The 17,370-nt window shown below is 63.0% G+C and carries 12 protein-coding genes; 4 read left to right on the top strand and 8 right to left on the bottom strand.

Going from position 1 to position 17,370, the window contains the following annotated elements; all coding sequences use genetic code 11:
- Nucleotides 1-217 precede the first annotated feature (217 nt).
- The 4 genes from AAZU54_RS06950 to AAZU54_RS06935 all read left to right on the top strand — a co-directional run bounded on the left by AAZU54_RS06950 (nucleotide 218) and on the right by AAZU54_RS06935 (nucleotide 7,167).
- Entirely contained in the window at nucleotides 218-2,650 is a 2,433-nt protein-coding gene (locus AAZU54_RS06950) for a TonB-dependent siderophore receptor (protein ID WP_434726895.1), read from the top strand.
- Between the two features lie 153 nt (nucleotides 2,651-2,803).
- Complete coding sequence (locus AAZU54_RS06945; protein WP_405129045.1) at nucleotides 2,804-3,916, top strand: PepSY-associated TM helix domain-containing protein; 1,113 nt, start codon at nucleotides 2,804-2,806, stop codon at nucleotides 3,914-3,916.
- Nucleotides 3,913-4,089: a hypothetical protein gene (locus AAZU54_RS06940; RefSeq protein WP_186552731.1), complete on the top strand. Its 177-nt coding sequence runs from the start codon at nucleotides 3,913-3,915 to the stop codon at nucleotides 4,087-4,089. Before AAZU54_RS06945 ends, AAZU54_RS06940 begins: the two co-directional genes overlap by 4 nt.
- A 72-nt stretch (nucleotides 4,090-4,161) precedes the next feature.
- Nucleotides 4,162-7,167 (top strand): dermonecrotic toxin domain-containing protein, encoded by a 3,006-nt coding sequence (locus AAZU54_RS06935; protein WP_434726894.1) that lies wholly within the window; start codon nucleotides 4,162-4,164, stop codon nucleotides 7,165-7,167.
- On the opposite strand, the gene AAZU54_RS06930 is transcribed toward AAZU54_RS06935, so the two are convergent.
- The 8 genes from AAZU54_RS06930 to glnE form a co-directional block, all read right to left on the bottom strand.
- Nucleotides 7,140-8,582: a lipopolysaccharide kinase InaA family protein gene (locus AAZU54_RS06930; RefSeq protein ID WP_186552733.1), complete on the bottom strand. Its 1,443-nt coding sequence runs from the start codon at nucleotides 8,580-8,582 to the stop codon at nucleotides 7,140-7,142. The genes AAZU54_RS06935 and AAZU54_RS06930 overlap by 28 nt on opposite strands.
- A complete protein-coding gene (locus AAZU54_RS06925) occupies nucleotides 8,582-9,334 on the bottom strand; it encodes a lipopolysaccharide kinase InaA family protein (RefSeq protein WP_186552734.1) in 753 nt (250 codons plus the stop codon). Before AAZU54_RS06925 ends, AAZU54_RS06930 begins: the two co-directional genes overlap by 1 nt.
- Nucleotides 9,331-10,065 (bottom strand): lipopolysaccharide kinase InaA family protein, encoded by a 735-nt coding sequence (locus AAZU54_RS06920; protein ID WP_186552735.1) that lies wholly within the window; start codon nucleotides 10,063-10,065, stop codon nucleotides 9,331-9,333. The genes AAZU54_RS06925 and AAZU54_RS06920 overlap by 4 nt, the downstream gene beginning before the upstream one ends.
- The gene (gene rfaP / locus AAZU54_RS06915) at nucleotides 10,065-10,871 is read right to left on the bottom strand and encodes a lipopolysaccharide core heptose(I) kinase RfaP (protein ID WP_312155413.1); all 807 of its coding nucleotides are present in this window, start codon (nucleotides 10,869-10,871) and stop codon (nucleotides 10,065-10,067) included. Before rfaP ends, AAZU54_RS06920 begins: the two co-directional genes overlap by 1 nt.
- Complete coding sequence (locus AAZU54_RS06910; protein WP_312155411.1) at nucleotides 10,868-11,992, bottom strand: glycosyltransferase family 4 protein; 1,125 nt, start codon at nucleotides 11,990-11,992, stop codon at nucleotides 10,868-10,870. The genes rfaP and AAZU54_RS06910 overlap by 4 nt, the downstream gene beginning before the upstream one ends.
- Nucleotides 11,992-13,050 (bottom strand): lipopolysaccharide heptosyltransferase I, encoded by a 1,059-nt coding sequence (gene waaC / locus AAZU54_RS06905; protein WP_434726893.1) that lies wholly within the window; start codon nucleotides 13,048-13,050, stop codon nucleotides 11,992-11,994. The genes AAZU54_RS06910 and waaC overlap by 1 nt, the downstream gene beginning before the upstream one ends.
- Nucleotides 13,051-14,100 carry a lipopolysaccharide heptosyltransferase II gene (waaF, locus tag AAZU54_RS06900; protein ID WP_186552739.1) on the bottom strand — a complete coding sequence of 350 codons (1,050 nt, stop codon included), beginning with the start codon at nucleotides 14,098-14,100 and terminating at the stop codon, nucleotides 13,051-13,053.
- A gap of 222 nt (nucleotides 14,101-14,322) precedes the next feature.
- A complete protein-coding gene (gene glnE, locus AAZU54_RS06895; RefSeq protein ID WP_434726892.1) occupies nucleotides 14,323-17,256 on the bottom strand; it encodes a bifunctional [glutamate--ammonia ligase]-adenylyl-L-tyrosine phosphorylase/[glutamate--ammonia-ligase] adenylyltransferase in 2,934 nt (977 codons plus the stop codon).
- Between the last annotated feature and the right edge of the window lie 114 nt (nucleotides 17,257-17,370).

Below are 17,370 nucleotides of genomic sequence, written 5' to 3'. Positions count from 1 at the left end.
ATGTGCGGGGGCTCATGCCGACGCTATCGCGGGGCAAGCCCGCTCCCACATGGCAAGCTCACGCAAACATTCATGCAGCCCACTCCACGCAGCCAGCGCCTTGCGCGTTTGTACACCTGGCAGATTGACCAAAAAATAATTTCGACAGCCCCCTGTCACTTTTCAAATCTCGTTCGGCAAGGAAGCAGTTAGCACTTATCCGTCGAGGAGCCGCTGCATGTCCCGTGCTGTTGATTGTTTCCTGCGCCCCAGCCTGATGGCTCTGGCCATCGCCCTGGCCGCGCCGTTTGCCAGCCCTGCCGTTTACGCCGCCGAGCAGTCCGTGCGCACCTATGATCTGCCTAGCGCGCCACTGGCGACCACGCTGAACCAGATCGCCAGCCAAGCCGGCATCGCCCTGGCCATTGATCCGGCGATCGTTAGCGGCCGCACCTCGGCCCCGGTCAGCGGCCAATATGACGCCCTCGGCGCCCTGCAAGCGGCCCTGCGTGGCAGCGGCCTGCAACTGCAACAGAGCAGCGTCGGCAGCTATAGCCTGGTTGCCACCCCAGACGGCAGCCTGGCGCTGCCGGAAACCGCGATCAACGCCAACAGCGACTATGAAAGCGCCTGGGGTGCGGTCGAAGGCTATACGGCCACACGTACTGCGGCCGGCAGCAAGACCGATACTGCCATTGCTGAGCTGCCGCGCTCGGTCACCGTCATCACCCGCCAACAGATGGAAGACCGGCCGGTTCTCAACCTCAACGACGCGCTACGCTACACCGCCGGGGTCCAGAGCAGCGGCTACGGCTCCGACTCACGCAACGACTGGTTGCTGGTGCGCGGTTTCGTGCCGACCCAGTTCCTCGACGGCCTGCCGCTGCCCAAGGGCAACTACGCTACACCCAAGATCGAACCATGGAATCTTGAGCGCATCGCAGTGCTGCGCGGCCCAGCTTCGTCCGTTTATGGCCAGACTCCGCCCGGTGGTCTGCTGGATATGACCTCGCGCCGCCCCGAAGCGCTGAGCAGCCATGAAGTTGGAGTGCAGGTCGGCAGTAATGAACATAAGCAGATTAACTTCGACAGTACCGGCAAGATCGACGATCAAGGTCAGTTCCTCTACCGTATCAGCGGCACTGTGCGAGACAGCAACTCCCCGGTCGACCACATCCCGGACAAACGCTACAACCTTGCGCCGAGCGTCACTTGGAACATCAACGACGATACCAAGCTAACCTTCATCACCCAATTCAACCGCGACGATACAGGGATTACCGGCCAGTTCCTGCCACTGCAAGGAACCAAGCTGGACAGCGCCGCCGGCAAGATTTCTCATCACAAGAACCTGGGCGATCCCGACTGGGAGTCTTATGACCGTACCTACTACCACCTAGGCTACGCGTTCGAGACTCGCTTGAACGATACCTGGCAATTCCGGCAAAACCTGCGTTACGCCCGCAACGAGTTGGATTTCAAGGGCATCACCGCCGGTGGCTCGATCTGGCCAGCAGGCCCAGATCAAGCTGTCAGCGCCGATGGCACGGTTCAGCGCACTGCGGGAATCGTCGAAGAAGACATCAGCCAATTCGCTTTGGACAATAACTTCCAAGCTGACTTCCAGACTGGCCTGATCAACCACACCCTGCTGCTCGGCCTCGATCACCAGCGCTCTGACAGCAACGCCCGTTGGCGCTGGGGTTCGGCGGGTGTTCCTCCGAGCAATATCCATAATCCGATCTACGGTCAGGACTTCTCCAACGTCCAGTACTTCGACATGTACGATTATGACCAGAAGACCCAACAGACCGGCCTGTACATCCAGGATCAAATGGCAGTTGATAACTGGCGACTGACCCTTGGGGGGCGCGAAGACTGGGTGCATACCGGCACAACCTTCCACAACCAGGGCGACGCTACTAACACCCAGCGAGACAAGAAATTCAGTGGCAACGCCGCCCTGAGCTATGTCTTCGATAACGGCGTCACGCCCTATATCTCCTATGCCGAGTCTTTCCAGGCTGCATCCGGAGCTACCGTTAATAGCACCGATGGTTTCAAACCTACTGAAGGCAAACAGTACGAGCTGGGTATCAAATATCAGCCGCCAGGCAGCAAGACCCTGTTAAGCGCAGCGGTGTTCGATCTGACCCAGGAGAACATGTCAGTAACGGAAAACAACATCACCCGCCAAGTGGGTGAAGTAAGGGTCAAGGGTCTGGAGCTGGAAGCTACTTCCGACTTAACAGAGAACCTCAAGCTGATCGGCTCGTACACTTATAACGACAGCGAGATCATCAAAGGCACGGCTGCGGAGAAAGGCAAGCGCATGGCTCAGGTGCCACGCAATCAGGCCACTGCCTGGGCAGACTACACCTGGCACAGTGGCCCGCTGGATGGCTTCGGCATCGGCGTAGGCGTGCGCTATGTGGGCGACACCTACGGCAATACCACCAATACAGATTGGGGGCATGTAGGCTCATACACCATCTATGATGCATCGCTGCACTACGACCTGGGACGTCTGAACGGCACCTTCAAGGGTGTAACCCTGGCGGTGGATGCCAAGAACCTGTTCAACAAGGACTACCTGTCGACCTGTGATGGTTACTACTGCTACTACGGCGACGAGCGCAATGTGGTGGCCAGCGTTAACTACAAGTTCTGAGCCATGCGGGGGCCGCTTTGCGGCCCATCGCGGGCAAGCCCGCTCCTACAGGGAGAGCGCCGTCGTTGATTTTGGCGCGGTCCCTGTAGGAGCGGGCTTGCCCGCGAAGGGCTGCAAAGCAGCCCCAAAGCAGGCGACACAAGAGCCCCCGTGATGAAAAGCCAAACCATCCGCCGCTGGTCCGCGATCCACACCTGGAGCAGCCTGATCTGTACGCTGTTCTTGCTGTTGCTGGCACTCACCGGCCTGCCACTGATCTTCCACCACGAGCTGGAACACCTGCTCGGCGATGCCCCTGAGCTGCGGCAAATGCCCGCCGACACCCCGCACCTTGATCTACAGCAGTTGGTGCTCAAAGCCGAGCAACATCGTCCCGGCGAGGTCATGCAGTATTTCGGCTATGACGAGGACGAGCCCAACGGCGTGATCGCCATCACCGCCGCCAGCGCGGGCAGCGACCCTAACGACTCGCATACCTTCATGCTCGACGCCCGTACCGGCGAGGCGGTTGCCATGCCTGCGGCCAATGGCGGCTTGATGATGACCCTGCTGCGCCTGCACGTGGACATGTTCGCCGGCCTGCCCGGCAAACTCTGGCTAGCGTTCATGGGCGTGCTGTTCGTCTTGGCGATCATCTCCGGCACCGTGCTCTACGCGCCCTTCATGCGCCGCCTGGAGTTCGCCACGGTGCGCCGCGACAAGTCACGCCGGCTGCGTTGGCTCGACCTGCATAACCTGATCGGCGTGGTCACCCTGACCTGGGCGCTGGTGGTCGGCGTCACCGGCGTGATCAGCGCCTGCGCCGACCTGGTGATCGCTGCCTGGCGCAACGAAAGTTTGACGGCCATGGTCGCGCCCTACCGCGATGTGCCAGCGCTGACAGAACGTGCCCCCGCCAGTCGCCTGCTGGAAATCGCCGAACACGCAGCGCCTGGCATGCACCCCGACTTCATTGCCTTTCCCGGCACGCGCTTCTCCAGTGAGCACCACTATGCGGTGTTCATGAAAGGTGCCAGCCACCTGACCTCGCACCTGTTCACACCAGTACTGATCGACGCCAAGACCCTTGAGGTCACCGCAGTCGGCGACCGACCGTGGTACATGGACGCCCTCGGTCTGTCGCAGCCACTGCACTTTGGCGACTATGGCGGACGACCGATGCAAATCCTCTGGGCGCTGCTCGATGTCCTGACCATCATCGTACTCGGCAGCGGCCTGTACCTGTGGCTCGCCAAGCAGCGCAAACCCCGTGAGGCCAAGGCATGAGCCACAAGTCGCAAGCCACCGCGCGGATCTTCGCCTGGCCGGCCTTGATTGGCCTGCTCGGCGCCCTAGGACTGTTCGCCGCGTTGCTCGGCGACGGTTGGTGGGATGGGCTGTCCTGGCTTGGGCTGGGCATCCCGGCATGGTTGGCCATGCGCGGCCTGCTGCGGCGCTGAGGTATCGGGTTAACGCCAAGGCCTGGGCACTTCGCGGCAGCATGGGACATCCTCACCCCTCGGAGATGACCCGTGACGCCGTTGCTGCTGCTCCAGGCACTAGACACCCAATTAAACACCTTGCTGCCGCCACTGCCGGGTGTGGAATACCGCCTCGACCAGTGTCTGGCGAACCTCTTCCCAAGGCAAAACATCACCGCCCGCGCTCTGTACTTTGGCCGTTGGCAGCTGCTGGAACTGGTCGGTTTACATCTGTTCGATGGCGCAACCTTCACGCTGCCAGTTGCCACTGCCCCCCGCCATGACGCCTATCCGCAGCTCAGCCTGCCGGCCGACTTCAGCACGCGGATCGGCAGCTTTTGCGCAACCATTCGCCAGACCCTGCATGCCGATCTGGCAAGCTATTGGCTGGAGCGCGACAGCAAGGGGCTGAGCCGTGAGGTCCGCCTGGCGTCATTGCGCCGAGAGCAATTGTTCACCGAGAGGCGCTTACGCCTAAACGACCAGACCCTGTCGCCAGAACACGCCCAGTTGCTCAACACCTGCCTTGAATTGCCGCTGTCCTGGCAACGCCGACACCTGCCCGCCACTGGCCGCCCCCAGCTGTATCGCCCCCTACTGTCCGGCACGGCGCCAAACTGGCGTAGTCATCTGCCTGGGGTAATGATCCTCACTGAACACGGCCCTGAGGGTCGCTTGATCGAGGCTCAAGAGCCGGTCGGGCGAGTGATTTTGTGTAGCGTCGCGCATGGTATCGAGGCATTCGAAAGCCTCGCCACGCTGCATGTGGAGCTGTGTGAACGCCTTGAAGATCAACAACAGAGCGAACCACTGAGCAGACTGCTGGTCGAGCCGGAGCAGCAGCGACGTGCGTGCCGAGCCGAGCGCCTGCGCTATGACTGGTACAACGAAGACCTCGCGCAGTCGCAGGCACTGGCCATTGGCGATGCCCATGGCAAGCGCTTGACGCTCGCCTGGCGAACCGCGTTCGAACGCGGTCTGCAGCGTGACATCGGCCAGCTCGATGCCAAGCTGGCCAGTGCATTGAATCTTCACCACGAGCTAAGCAGCCACGGCCCTTTGGCCACCCGCTACGGTCTGCTGCTGGAAAAACACTTGCCCAACTGGTTGCGCACCACCAGCCAGCAAGGCGTCGCGCACATCATGCAAGCGATGCAGGAGCAGGTCGCAGCCATCCAGGCAGCTGCCGCACCGGGCATTCTCACCCTGGAGCAGTTCAACCAGCGCCACTCGCTGTTGAACTGGGTGCGCGAGCGTCTGCGCGAGTTCTTGCAGCGCGACCCTGGCATCGATACTGCCCCGCAAGATATCTCGATCAGCGTGACCCTGGCGCGTCAGGTCGGACCGCTGCTCAACCCGCTCGACAGCAGTGCCTATATTCCCGTGGTAAGCAACCCGCAGGCAGGCACAAGCGTCGAACTGGTCAAGCAGACCTATCGGCTGGACGAGCTGGCACTGCTCAACATCGCTTGGTTCGATGTCGATTACTGGCTGACCGCACGCGTGCATCTGGACAACGACCAGGCATTACCAGCGCTTACCCCGCTGAGGGTCAAACAGATCATTCGTCGATTGAACGCCGGCAGTAGTTATCAGGCTTATCTGCGCACCCAACTGCTCGATTCACCACATGGCCATTGGCGCCAGCAAGCGTATGAGCAACTCAACCGCACGCGCATGAATGCCGAAGCAGTGAAGGCGCGTTACGCAGGCCATTTTCAGCGTGACACGTTCGACCAGGGTTATGGCTGGGCCAATACCGCGATCCATGCGCCCGATAGCCACAACCGCCCTCATTACAACGAGCAACAGGTGATCGTGCGGCAGATACTGATCCAAGGGCAAACCTTGCTAGGGGTGCTATTGCTGGTTTCCCCGGAGAACTCGAACCGCATCGTGGCCTACTGCCCCGACGCGCCAGACCGTCGCCCATGGCGTGAGTACACCAATGCCAGGGCGCTGATCCGCGCCGTGCGCACGGATACGCAGCTGCGCCGCTATGTCTTGCAGCGTTTGCCACTGGGCAACGGCAAAGCGCTGGAACAGCTGCTACTCAAAGGCCGCCTGGGCTCGCATATCAGCCTGCAGACGATCACCGGCAACTTTTACCAGGCGAGCTACCGGGCCGAAGTGAAACATCTACTGGCGCAGGCCGATAACGTGACCCGCAGCAACCAAGAGTTGCTAGGTCAATACTCGGTCAATGTACTGAGGCTGCTACTGGATATCGTCACCCTGGTCCTGCCGCAGGCAGGCTCGGTGGCACTGGCGTTCGGGCGCATGGGTATTTCCATCTGGGATGGTTTTGAAGCATTCGAACACGACGATCATAGCGGTGCCCTGCATCACGCTGTCGCCGCACTCGGGCATGCCACTGCGGGGCTAAACGATATGTCTGGTTCAGGGCTGATGCGTCGAGCCATGCGTGGGCTACCGAAACCACCGCCAGTACCGCTACCCAAGCACTACGAAGCAACCCCCGAAGTCGCCAGTTTGCGCTACCGCATCGATGCGCCCCACGGTGAGGCCGTCTACGAGCAGAGATCGGTCAGCCCCGGCTTGTCACAGTACTACGTCAAGGACAACCTTGGCCGCTACTTCAATGTCACCTTTGACGGGACGCGCTGGCGCGCCATCGATCCAAACTTGCCCAATGCCTATCTGCAACTGCCCATCAAGCGCCGTCTGGATGGCAATTGGGTGGTTGATTCACCGCTGCTCTGGCACGACGGGCTGCCTGATCTCCAGCAACTACTGGACGACTGCCGCCTGAAATCTACCCTGCAAGGTGTTGCTGACGCAGCCGATGAAAACCTGTTTGAAGAGAACACTCAGCTCTATGTGCAGCTGGGAGCGAATCAGTTTTCCGTGCGCCGCCATCTGCTCAAAAGCCACTACCACCTGGTAATGCCTGAAAGCCAGCGAGGCAGCGTTGCCGCTTGGGCGGTACTGCGCTGGCATGATGACCAGTGGCGCATCCGGGTGCGCCAAACCGGCCGCAGCAGCGACTGGCTGGCGCTTCCGGCAGCTTACTCGGCAAGCCTTGGCAGCAGCTGATCGATACGTTGGTGCAGGGCACTGCCACTGGGCCAGTTGCGCAGCATCCGCGCCCGATCGCGGGAGTAGGCCGCAGCGAAGCTGAGCTGGGTGGCGTGCTGGCACATGGCGTCGAGATCGATCAGCGACCACTGGCCGTTCTGCCAGAACAGGTTGTGGCCCTTCATGTCGCCATGGCTGATGCGCTCGCGGATCAGTTGCTGCATGAGGTGAACCAGCGCCTGCAGCTGCTCTTGGGGTGCATCACCACTGTCGATATAGGGCTTGAAGCACTCGATCAGGTCTGGCCCATCGGCATATTCGGTCACCAGGTAGGCACGACTGCGCAGGCCCAAGACCCGTTGTTCGAGCACCGCCAGCGGCTTGGGCGTGGCGATGTCGAGAAATGTCAGGCGATGCGCCTCGATCCACGAATGCCAGGCCCGGCTCGGGCGCCAGAAACGCTTGAACCAGTGCGCGGTGTTCTTGATGTTGTAGCGTTTGAGCACCAACTTGCGCCCATCTACCTCGACCCGGGCGACACTGGCCGCGCCGCCGGTTTTGTACAGATGGCCCTGGTCGATCAAGGCGTCGGCCTGCTCCAGCACCGGTAGCATGGCCTCGACTTCTGGCCGGCGGATCGCCCGCAGGCCAGACAGGGTACGCTGCACGCTGAACAGGGTGCACTCTCGACCGGCCTTATCCAGGTAATCCTTCAGGCGCCAGGCACGGACCTTGTCGACCTGCTTTTGCAGGGCTTCCAAAGGCAGCGCATGCTCGCCGTTAGCCAGCAGATAGTGCACCAGCAACTCTTCGATGAACGGCTCCAGGCGCTTGGGCAACTGGGCGAAGAACACCCCAAGGTTTTCCAGCACGCGCTGGCGCGAGAGGTTTTGCCCTGGCGTCTCGGCTTTGATCCCGGCGCCGTCGATCAGGTACAGGCGGCCGTTGTGACGCAACAAGTTGTCCAGGTGCAAGTCCGTTTGCCAGAGGCCTTTAGCATGCATCTGCGCCACCGCAGTCAGTGCCTCGCCGAGCACCAGGTGCTGCTCGTCGGCCAACGGCGGCAGCGCTTCGACTTCGGCCCAGGCATCGCCCAGGCTCTCGGCGCCTTCGAGGAACTCGAACAACAACCAGCCGCCCTCGCCTTCCTTGAGGCCGTCGGCCAGCAGTTGCGGGGTGGTCAGGCCCTGTGCAGCCATCAGCTTGACGCCTTCGAGCTCACGCTGGAAATGCCGGGCAGCGTTGTTGCCGACCAACAGCTTGGCCAGCACCGGAGTGCCGCGCCAGATACCTGCACCGACGTAACGCTGGCCGGGCAGCACGCGCAACAAGCTGAGCAGTTGCAGCTCGGCACTGCCTGCAGCGTCGGCCAGGGTCACGCTCAGCGGCAAAGCCGGGCTGCGCCCGGCTACTTTCAATTCAGACAAACGCATCAACGTGCCTCTTTTTCACGACGGCGGCGCACCAGGCGCTGCAGCCAGGTCGCCACCAGCGGGCTGTCGGCGGGCTGCTCAAGATAGGCCGCCAGCATGCTGCGCACATCACCCTCGCTCCAGGCGCGGGTGCGACGCAGCAGTGGCTCCAGGTCCTTGAGCCGGTCACGCATGCCCAGCAGCAGTGGGCGGGTCTTTTCCAGGTCGATCAGCTGCGCTTGCCAGCCTTCGCGGCGCTCACGCAGGAAGATGTGCTTGGGATAGAAGCAGCCATGCACCTGGCCTGCGGCGTGCAGGGTGCGCGCCAGCTGACCGCAGGCCTGGAGAATCCCTAGGCGCTTCTCGGCAGCCAGCAGCGGCCATTGCTCGAGCAAGCTGTCCAGGTCGCTCCACTCGTCCAGGGCACGGGTCATGAGAATCGCGCGGTGCTGGCCCTTGCTCTTGCGCTCGCCATAGAACACCGCCTGCAAGGCCGGGATCTTGAGCTTTTGGTAGCGGCTGATATTGCGAAATTCGCGGGCGAAGGTCGGCTCGCCGAACGGCCGGTGCAGGGTCCGCGTGAGGTAATCGCACTGGCGCTTGAGGTAGTAGCCCTTGCCCTCGAGCTCCAGGCGAAACACGCTGCTCCAGCCGCCACGGCCGGTATTGGGTTCGTCCACGGCGTCCAGTTGCAGCGCCCACAGCGCTTCGAAATCGTTCAGGCCGTGGCGCTGCAGCAGCGCAAGATCGCCGCTGGCCAGGTAATCGGTCATTCCCTTCCCTCGAAAAAGCGCACCACTTCGCGCACCCGTTGCTTGTCGCGGGCATTGAGCCGTTGATGCCCGCGGTACTGCAGATAGAAACGCAGGCGCTGGGTGGCCGAAAGGTGGTACTTGGCAACCTTGTCCAGGCAGGCCAGGTCCTTGATGACCCGATGGCGGAGCATGAAGCCACGCCAGAAGTCACCGGTCGGACAATCGATGAAGAATAGCGTGCCCTGGTCATCCACCAACAGATTGCGCCACTTCAGGTCGTTATGGGTGAAGTGGTGATCGTGCATCACCCGGGTGTGCCGCGCCAGCTGCCGGCTGACGTGATCGACCCAGGCGCGATCGGCCAGGCGCGGATCATTGTGTTTGGCCAGCTCCGACAAATCCTCGGTACGCGGCAACTCACGGGTGATCATCGCCCCACGGCCAAAGGCCAGGCCCTTGCGCTCCAGGCCCCAGGCCACCACCTCGGCAGTGGGGATGCCCCACTTGGCGAACTGCTTGAGGTTCTGCCACTCGGCCTTGATTCGCGGCCGCCCCAGGTAGCGGCGCATGTGCTTGCCGGCCCCAGTGTAGCGTTTGACGTAGTAATTGACCCCGCCACGCTCGATGCGCACCACTTCACTGAGTGGGTCGCTGGTCAGGCGTTCGCCCTGCAGCGCGAACACCGCCTCGAGACTGCCAAAATCCGCCGCCAGCGATTCATAGCCCGGCGCCAGTGTCCAACCCGCCATCAGAGCGCATCCCCATAGCGTTGTTTGCGATCGTAGAGTTTCTGCGCCTTGCGTTCGAGCCAGGCGAGCAGCGCGGCCTCGTCAGCCAGGATCTGGCGTAACGGGCGCTGGAAATAGCCGCGCAAGAAGCGCAGCTTGTCGCGGCGGGTCAGGCCGATGTCCAGCGCCGAGAAGTACAGCGCGGCCAGGTCCTTGTCGCGCCAACGGCGGCTGATGCTGGCACGGGTCTGGGCACGGTGCAGGTCGATCACCGACAACTTCAGATCATCCGGGGTCACCGGGCGATCGGTATGCAACAGAAAGTGGCATATATAGCAGTCGCGGTGGTTGACCCCGGCGCGGTGCATGCCGCCGGTCATCTTCGCCACTTCGGCGATCAGCGCATGCTTGAGGCGCGGCAGCGGCGGCTGCTTGACCCAGTCCAGGCTGAAATCTTCCAGGCTGATGGTCGGCGCCAGCTCTTGGGTGACGATGAACGAATGCTGGGTGGCGGGATTGCTGCCGCGCTCGCCATAGGCGACGGCGGTCATGGTCGGCACGCCGACTTCGTGCAGGCGCTGGATGGCCCGCCATTCCTGGCCGGCACCCAACACCGGCAGCTTGGCGCTGAACAGGTTCTTGAAGATCTCGCCCCAGCCGATGCCGCGGTGGATCTTGACGAAATAGCCCTCGCCTTCGACTTCGGTGCGCAGCGTGCGGCGCCCTTCCAGCTCGCGGAACACTTCGCCTTGCAGGCCTTCGACGGCCTCGAAGGCATCGCGTCCGGCCCACAGGCGTTTGAACGGTTCAGCCAGTATCAGCTTCATGCGTGCTCCTGGTTGAGGATCACATCGGCAGCGTGCTGCGGCATGCTGTAGAGGTCGGCGCTGTCGGCAAATGCCAGGCCATTGCGCGACCAGGCGGCGCGGGCCTCGGCGTCTTCGAGCATACGCTGCAGGTAGCGGTTGAGCTGCTCCTGCTCGAACGGCTCATCCAGCACCAGGCCGCTATCGGCCTCGGCAATGTAATGGGCATAACCGCAGACTTTCGAAACCAGCACCGGTAACCCGGCGACCAGCGCTTCGAGCAGCACCGTACCGGTGTTCTCGTTGTAGGCCGGGTGGATCAGCATATCGGCGCCGAGCAGGAAGCGCGGAATATCGCTGCGCCCCTTGAGGAACTGCACTTGCTCGCCCAGGCCCAGGGTCGCACTTTGCAGCTGGAACACCTTGGGGTCGTCCTGGCCGATGACCATCAGCCGGGTGCGCTTGCGCAGGGCCGAAGGCAACGAGGCCAGCGCCTTGAGGCTGCGGTCGACGCCCTTGGTCTTGAACCCCGAGCCGATCTGTACCAGCAACAAGTCGTCAGCGCCCAGGTTGAACTCCTGGCGAAACTGCGCGCGAATTTCAGCGGCGTTGTCTGGCGCGCGGCGATCCTGGGAGATACCCGGCGGCAGCAGGTGGAAACGCTCCACCGGAGTGTCGTAATGCTTGATGAACAGCGGTTGCTGCACCTCGGAAATCATCAGGATCTCGGTGCGGGCATCGCGGGCGAACACCGCTCGCTCGTATTCGGCGAAGTGCCGGTAGCGGCCCCAGCGCCGGTACAGGCCACCGCGCAGGGTCTGCGCCTTGTCTTCAAAGCAGCCGTCGGCGGCGTAGTAGACGTCCAGGCCCGGCATTTTGTTGAAGCCGATCAGGCGGTCGACCGGGCGCTTGGCCAGGTCGGCTTGCATCCAGGCACTGAGCTTCTCGTTGCGCCGATGGTTGAACAGCGCCTTGACCGGCGCCACCAGTACTTCGAAGCCTGGTGGAATGTCCCCTTCCCAGATCAGGGTGTAGACCCGGATCTGATGGCCACGCTTCTGGCACTCAAGGGCAATGCGCATGAAGTCACGCTGCAGCCCGCCGAAGGGGAAGTATTTGTAAAGCACGAAAGCCAGTTGCATCAACGAACATCCTCAGCCAGCAGCAACGCGCTCAAGCGGCTCGCCACATGCTCGGGATTCAGGCGAGTGAAGCACAGCGGCCACTCGCGTTTGAGATCGAACCGGCGCAGATCCTCGGCGCTCGGTTTGTAGGTGCACTTCTTCTGCAGGCAAGGCGCGCAGGGGAAGTCGCTCGCCTGGTGGACCTGGACACGTCCATAGGCGCCGGTCAAACCAGGGTTGGTGGGGCCAAACAGCGAGATGGTCGGCACATCCAGCGCCGCGGCCAGATGGCCCAGGCCGGTGTCCACTGCCACGCAGGCCTTGGCGGCCGCCAGTACGCGGGCCACGCCCGCCAGGTTCAACTTGGGCAGTACCTGGCAGTTATTCAAGCCCTGGGCGATGCGCTCGGCGCGCGCCTTCTCGGCGGGGTTACCCCAGGGCAGGCACACCTTGAGGTTGCGCCGGCCCATGCGCTCGGCCAGTTCGCGCCAATAGGCTTCCGGCCAGTGCTTGGTGGCCCAGGTGGTGCCATGCAGGAACACCACGTAGGGGGCTGCTGGCGGCAATTGCAGACGATCGAGGTCCAGGCCGTAGTTGCCGATGCCTTCCGGCAAGTCATAGGCCAAGGCCAGGGCGAACAGCTGGCGCACACGCTCGACGGCGTGCTGGCCAACCGCGACCGACAGCGGCCGGTCATAGAAACGACTGGCCCAGCCTTCGCGCGCAGAGAAGCGATCGAGCCCTGCCACCGGCGCCTTGACGTAGCGGGTCAACCAGGCCGACTTGACCAGGCCCTGGGCATCGATCACCAGGTCGTATTTGCGCTCACGCACGCGCTGCTTGAAGGCCTTCCACTCGCCGCTCTTGAGGGTCTGCCAGATATTCTTGCGCCAGCGACGGATCGCTACCGGGATGACCTGGTCGACCGCCGGGTGCCAGCTGGGGATCTCGGCGAAGCCCTCCTCCACCACCCAGTCGAAACGAATCCCGGGGATGGCGTGGGCGGCATCGGTGAGCGCTGGCAAGGTATGGATGACATCCCCCAGCGAAGATGTCTTGATGATCAGCACCCGCACTTAGTCGACCTCAGCCACGGTATCGATCAGGTTCGGCCCGGCCAGGTGCTGCAAGGCAGCGATGACCTTGCCAGGCTCCAACAGGCGCAGGCAGTTGTAGTGGCCGAACCGGCAGGTCCGGTCGAAGCATGGGCTGCAATCCAGGCCCAGGCGCACCACCTCGACCTGCTCGGCCAACGGCGGGGTGAAGCCCGGCGAGGTCGAGCCGTAGACTGCCACCAGCGGGCGGTTCAACGCAGCGGCCACGTGCATCAGGCCCGAATCGTTGGACACCACCGCGTCGGCGCAGGACATCAAGTCGATGGCTTCGGCCAGCGAAGTTTCGCCTGCCAGGTTGCTCGATTCTTCACGCAGCCCCGGAATCAACCGGTCGCGGATCGACTCACCCACCGGGTGGTCGTTCTTCGAGCCGAACAGCCAGACTTGCCAGCCTTGGCGAATCATCGCATCGGCGACTTCAGCGTAATGCTCGGCCGGCCAGCGCTTGGCTTCGCCAAACTCGGCACCTGGGCACAGCGCCAGCACCGGGCGATCCAGGCTCAAGCCGAATTTGGCCAGGGCGGCTTCACGGCTGGCGGCTTCGATCTGCAAGGTCGGTCGCGGGTACGGTTTAGGCAACTCGGCGCCCGGCGTATAGGCCAGGGCCATGAAGCGCTCGATCATCAGCGGATAACGCTCTTTATCGAGCTTGCGCACATCGTTGAGTAGCAGGTAGCGCATCTCGCCGCGCCAGCCGGTGCGCTTGGGGATACCCGCGAAGTACGGCACCAGCGCCGACTTGAGCGAGTTGGGCAACAGGATCGCCTGGTCGTACTGGCCAGCCAAGGATTTGCCGATGCGCCGGCGCGTCGCCAGCTCAAGTGCGCCGTGGCCAAGCGGGAAGCTCAGGGCCTGGCGTACTTCAGGCATACGCTCAAGGATCGGCCGGCTCCACTCGGGCGCCAGCACGTCGATCACGCATTCGGGGTGCTGCTGCTTCAGGCAGTGGAACAGCGTTTGCGCCATTACCATGTCGCCGACCCAGCTGGGGCCAATGATCAGTATTCTCATGCTTTGTCCAGAAACGCTCGGGGATAACCCATACCGTGCTGCAACGGCCGACATGGCAACGGGCTTGCCCTGCGATAGCATCGTTGTGTGACGATGCCATCGCGGGGCAAGCCCGCTCCCACGCAAACCGCTCGCGCGGGCTTCGAGGCGAGCCATCCCTCTTTATATTCAGGCTATATGGCGTGCAGTGTACCACTGGTGCCCTGTCGTCGCCCTGAACGCTCAACTCAGGCCAAGCTCACCCCAGATTCGCCGCACCTCGCGGCGCTCGTCGGCGAACTGGGCGGCATCGATGACCCCGGCCTGCTTCTGCAAGGCCTGGCGATGCGAGGCCGAACGGAAGGCCTTGTACACCTCACGCAGCAACACCGCATCGCTGGCGGGCACCAGGCCGGCCTGTTCGAGCTCTTCGAGGATGCGGATATTGTCGGTCCAGCGCAGCAACGCCGGGTGGTCGTGGGACCAGGCCAACGCTGCGTACTGGACCATGAATTCGATATCCACGATACCGCCGGCATCCTGCTTGATATCGAACGGCACGCCCGCATCGAAGGCGTTGCTGGCAGTGCCGGCGGCGGTGAGCTTGGTGCCGAGGTTGTCACGCATCTTGGCACGCATCTCGCTGACCTCGACGCGCAGCTTGTCGAGGTCTCGGGCCTGGCCCAGCACCTTGGCGCGTACCGCCTCGAAGGCTGTGGTCACTTGCTTGCAGCCTACCAGCACCCGTGCCCGGACCAGGGCCTGATGCTCCCAGGTCCAGGCTTCGCCTTGTTGATAACGCTCGAAGGCACCGAGCGAGCTGACCAGCAGCCCGGAAGCGCCCGATGGCCGCAGGCGCATGTCGACGTCATACAGCTGGCCGGAGTTGGTCTGGGTGGTCAGCAGGTGAATGATGCGCTGGCCCAGGCGGGTGAAGAACTGCGCGCTGTCGATCGGCTTGGCGCCGTCGGTCTCGGCATACAGGTCGCCGTCGTGAATGAATACCAGGTCCAGGTCCGAGCCATGGCCCAGCTCCAGACCACCGACCTTGCCGTAGCCGACGATGATGAAGCCCGGATCGCACAGGCTGCCATCGCTGCGCTTGGGCTGGCCATGACGCGCCACGGTCTGGCGCCAGGCCAGGGCCAGCACCTGGTCGAGAATGGCTTCGGCGAGCCAGGTGAGGTAGTCGCTGACTTTCATCAACGGCAGGTTGCCGCTGATTTCCGAAGCCGCCACGCGCAGGCTGTGCGCCAGCTTGAAGTGACGCAGCGCCTCCATCTGCTGTTCCAGGTCATCTTCGGGGATGCGCGTCAGCCGCTCACGCAGCTCCGAAGCCAGCTCCGGCGCCAGTGGCGGGCTGAACAGGCGGCCTTCATTGAGCAGTTCGTCGAGCAGCAGCGGATAGCGGGCGATCTGCTCGGCAATCCATGGGCTGGCGGCGCAAAGCGTCAGCAGGCGGCGTAGAGCGCCTGGGTTTTCGGTAAGCAGAACCAGATAAGCCGAACGTCGCGCCACCGCTTCGACCAGCGGCAGCACCCGTTCCAGCACCAGATCCGGGTTGTCGTGCTCGACGGCCTGGGCCAGCAGGCGCGGAATGAAGGCATCCAGGCGTTCGCGCCCCAAACGCTGCATCGAACGCAACTGCGGGCTGGCGCGCAACCCAGCCAAACGCCGCAGGGCTTCGGCAGGCTGGCGGAAACCGGCTTCCTCCAGCTGTCGGCAAGCGGCTTCTTCGTCCTGGGCCTGCTCCCACAGCGGCGACCACTCACCGCCCACCACCAACTCGCCCTCGCCTTCGTCTTCATCCGGGTCGGCGATCACCTGGCGGAAATGCCAGTCGATGCGCCCGCGCCAGTACATGAGCTGATCGTGGAAGCTGTGCCAGTCGGCAAAACCGAGGATGAAGGCCACCCGCGCGCGGTCGGTATCGTCTTCGGGGAGCATCTGCGTCTGGCGGTCGGCGATGGCCTGGATGGCATGTTCGGTATACCGCAGGAATTGGTAGCCTTCGCGCAACTCGGCAACCACCGCCGGCGGCAGGTAACCCTGGCCCTCCAAGGTTGCCAGGACTTTAAGCAGTGGCCGCTGCTGCAGGCTCAGGTCACGCCCGCCGTGGATCAACTGGAACGCCTGGGCGATGAACTCCACCTCGCGGATGCCGCCCGCGCCGAGCTTGATGTTCTCGGCCATGCCTTTGCGGCGCACTTCCTGCTGGATCAGCTGCTTCATGGTGCGCAGTGCTTCGATCGCCGAGAAATCCAGGTAACGGCGGTAGACGAACGGGCGCAGCATCTCCTGCAGTTGGGCACCGGCCGTCTGGTCGCCCGCCACCACCCGCGCCTTGATCATGGCGTAGCGCTCCCAGTCACGCCCCTGGTCCTGGTAGTACTGCTCCAGTGCATTGAACGACAGCACCAAGGCACCCGCCGAGCCATAGGGGCGCAGGCGCATGTCGACGCGGAACACGAAACCATCGACGGTGACCGGGTCGAGCGCCTTGATCAGGCGCTGGCCCAGGCGGGTGAAGAACTCCTGGTTATCCAGCGAGCGTTTGACCCCTTCGGTCTCGCCGCCTTCGGGGAAGGCGAAGATCAGGTCGATGTCCGATGACAGGTTCAGCTCCACAGCGCCGAGCTTGCCCATGCCCAGCACCACCATGTGCTGCGGCTCGCCACTGCGGTTACCGATCGGTGTGCCGAACTGCTGGCAGTGGCGTGGGTACAACCATTGATAGGCCTGGTCGATACAGGCATCGGCAAGGTCCGACAGGTCGCGGCAAGTCTCGCCCAAGGCGGCCTGGCGGGTGATGTCGCGCCAGATGATGCGCAATTGCTGGCGGTTGCGCTCGCGGCGCAGATTACGCGCCAGCTCATCTTCGCTTTGCGCCGCCTGGGCCACGCTGACGATCCGCGCACAGAGCTGGCCCGGGGCGAAAGCCTGCTCCAGCTCGCCGCTGCCCAATAGCTCGAAGAACATACCGGGCTCACGCTGGACCTGGCCGAGGACGAAATCACTGGCGGCGGCAACCTGATCGAACTGTTGCCGATGAGTGGCGCTCAAAGCGTCCAGGTGCAATTGATCGTGGCCAGCGACGGCATCGGTGAGCAACTGCTGGTTGCGAACGACCAGTGGTTGCAGGGCGGCAGGCAGATCGAGCGGCAAAGGCAGGCGCATGGACTATCCTTGATCGGCGTGAATCAGAGGGGTAAATGCGGTCGCGGCGAAGCGGGACCACGGTTGGACTGTCATACAAAAGTTGGAAATAGCTGAAATAGTCGAATCATTGGC

The sequence above is a fragment of the Pseudomonas sp. Je.1.5.c genome, from assembly GCF_051129895.1.
Classification (GTDB): Bacteria; Pseudomonadota; Gammaproteobacteria; order Pseudomonadales; family Pseudomonadaceae; genus Aquipseudomonas; species Aquipseudomonas urmiensis.
Note: the sequence above shows the minus strand (reverse complement) of the source record. Positions and strands in the feature narration are given on the sequence as shown.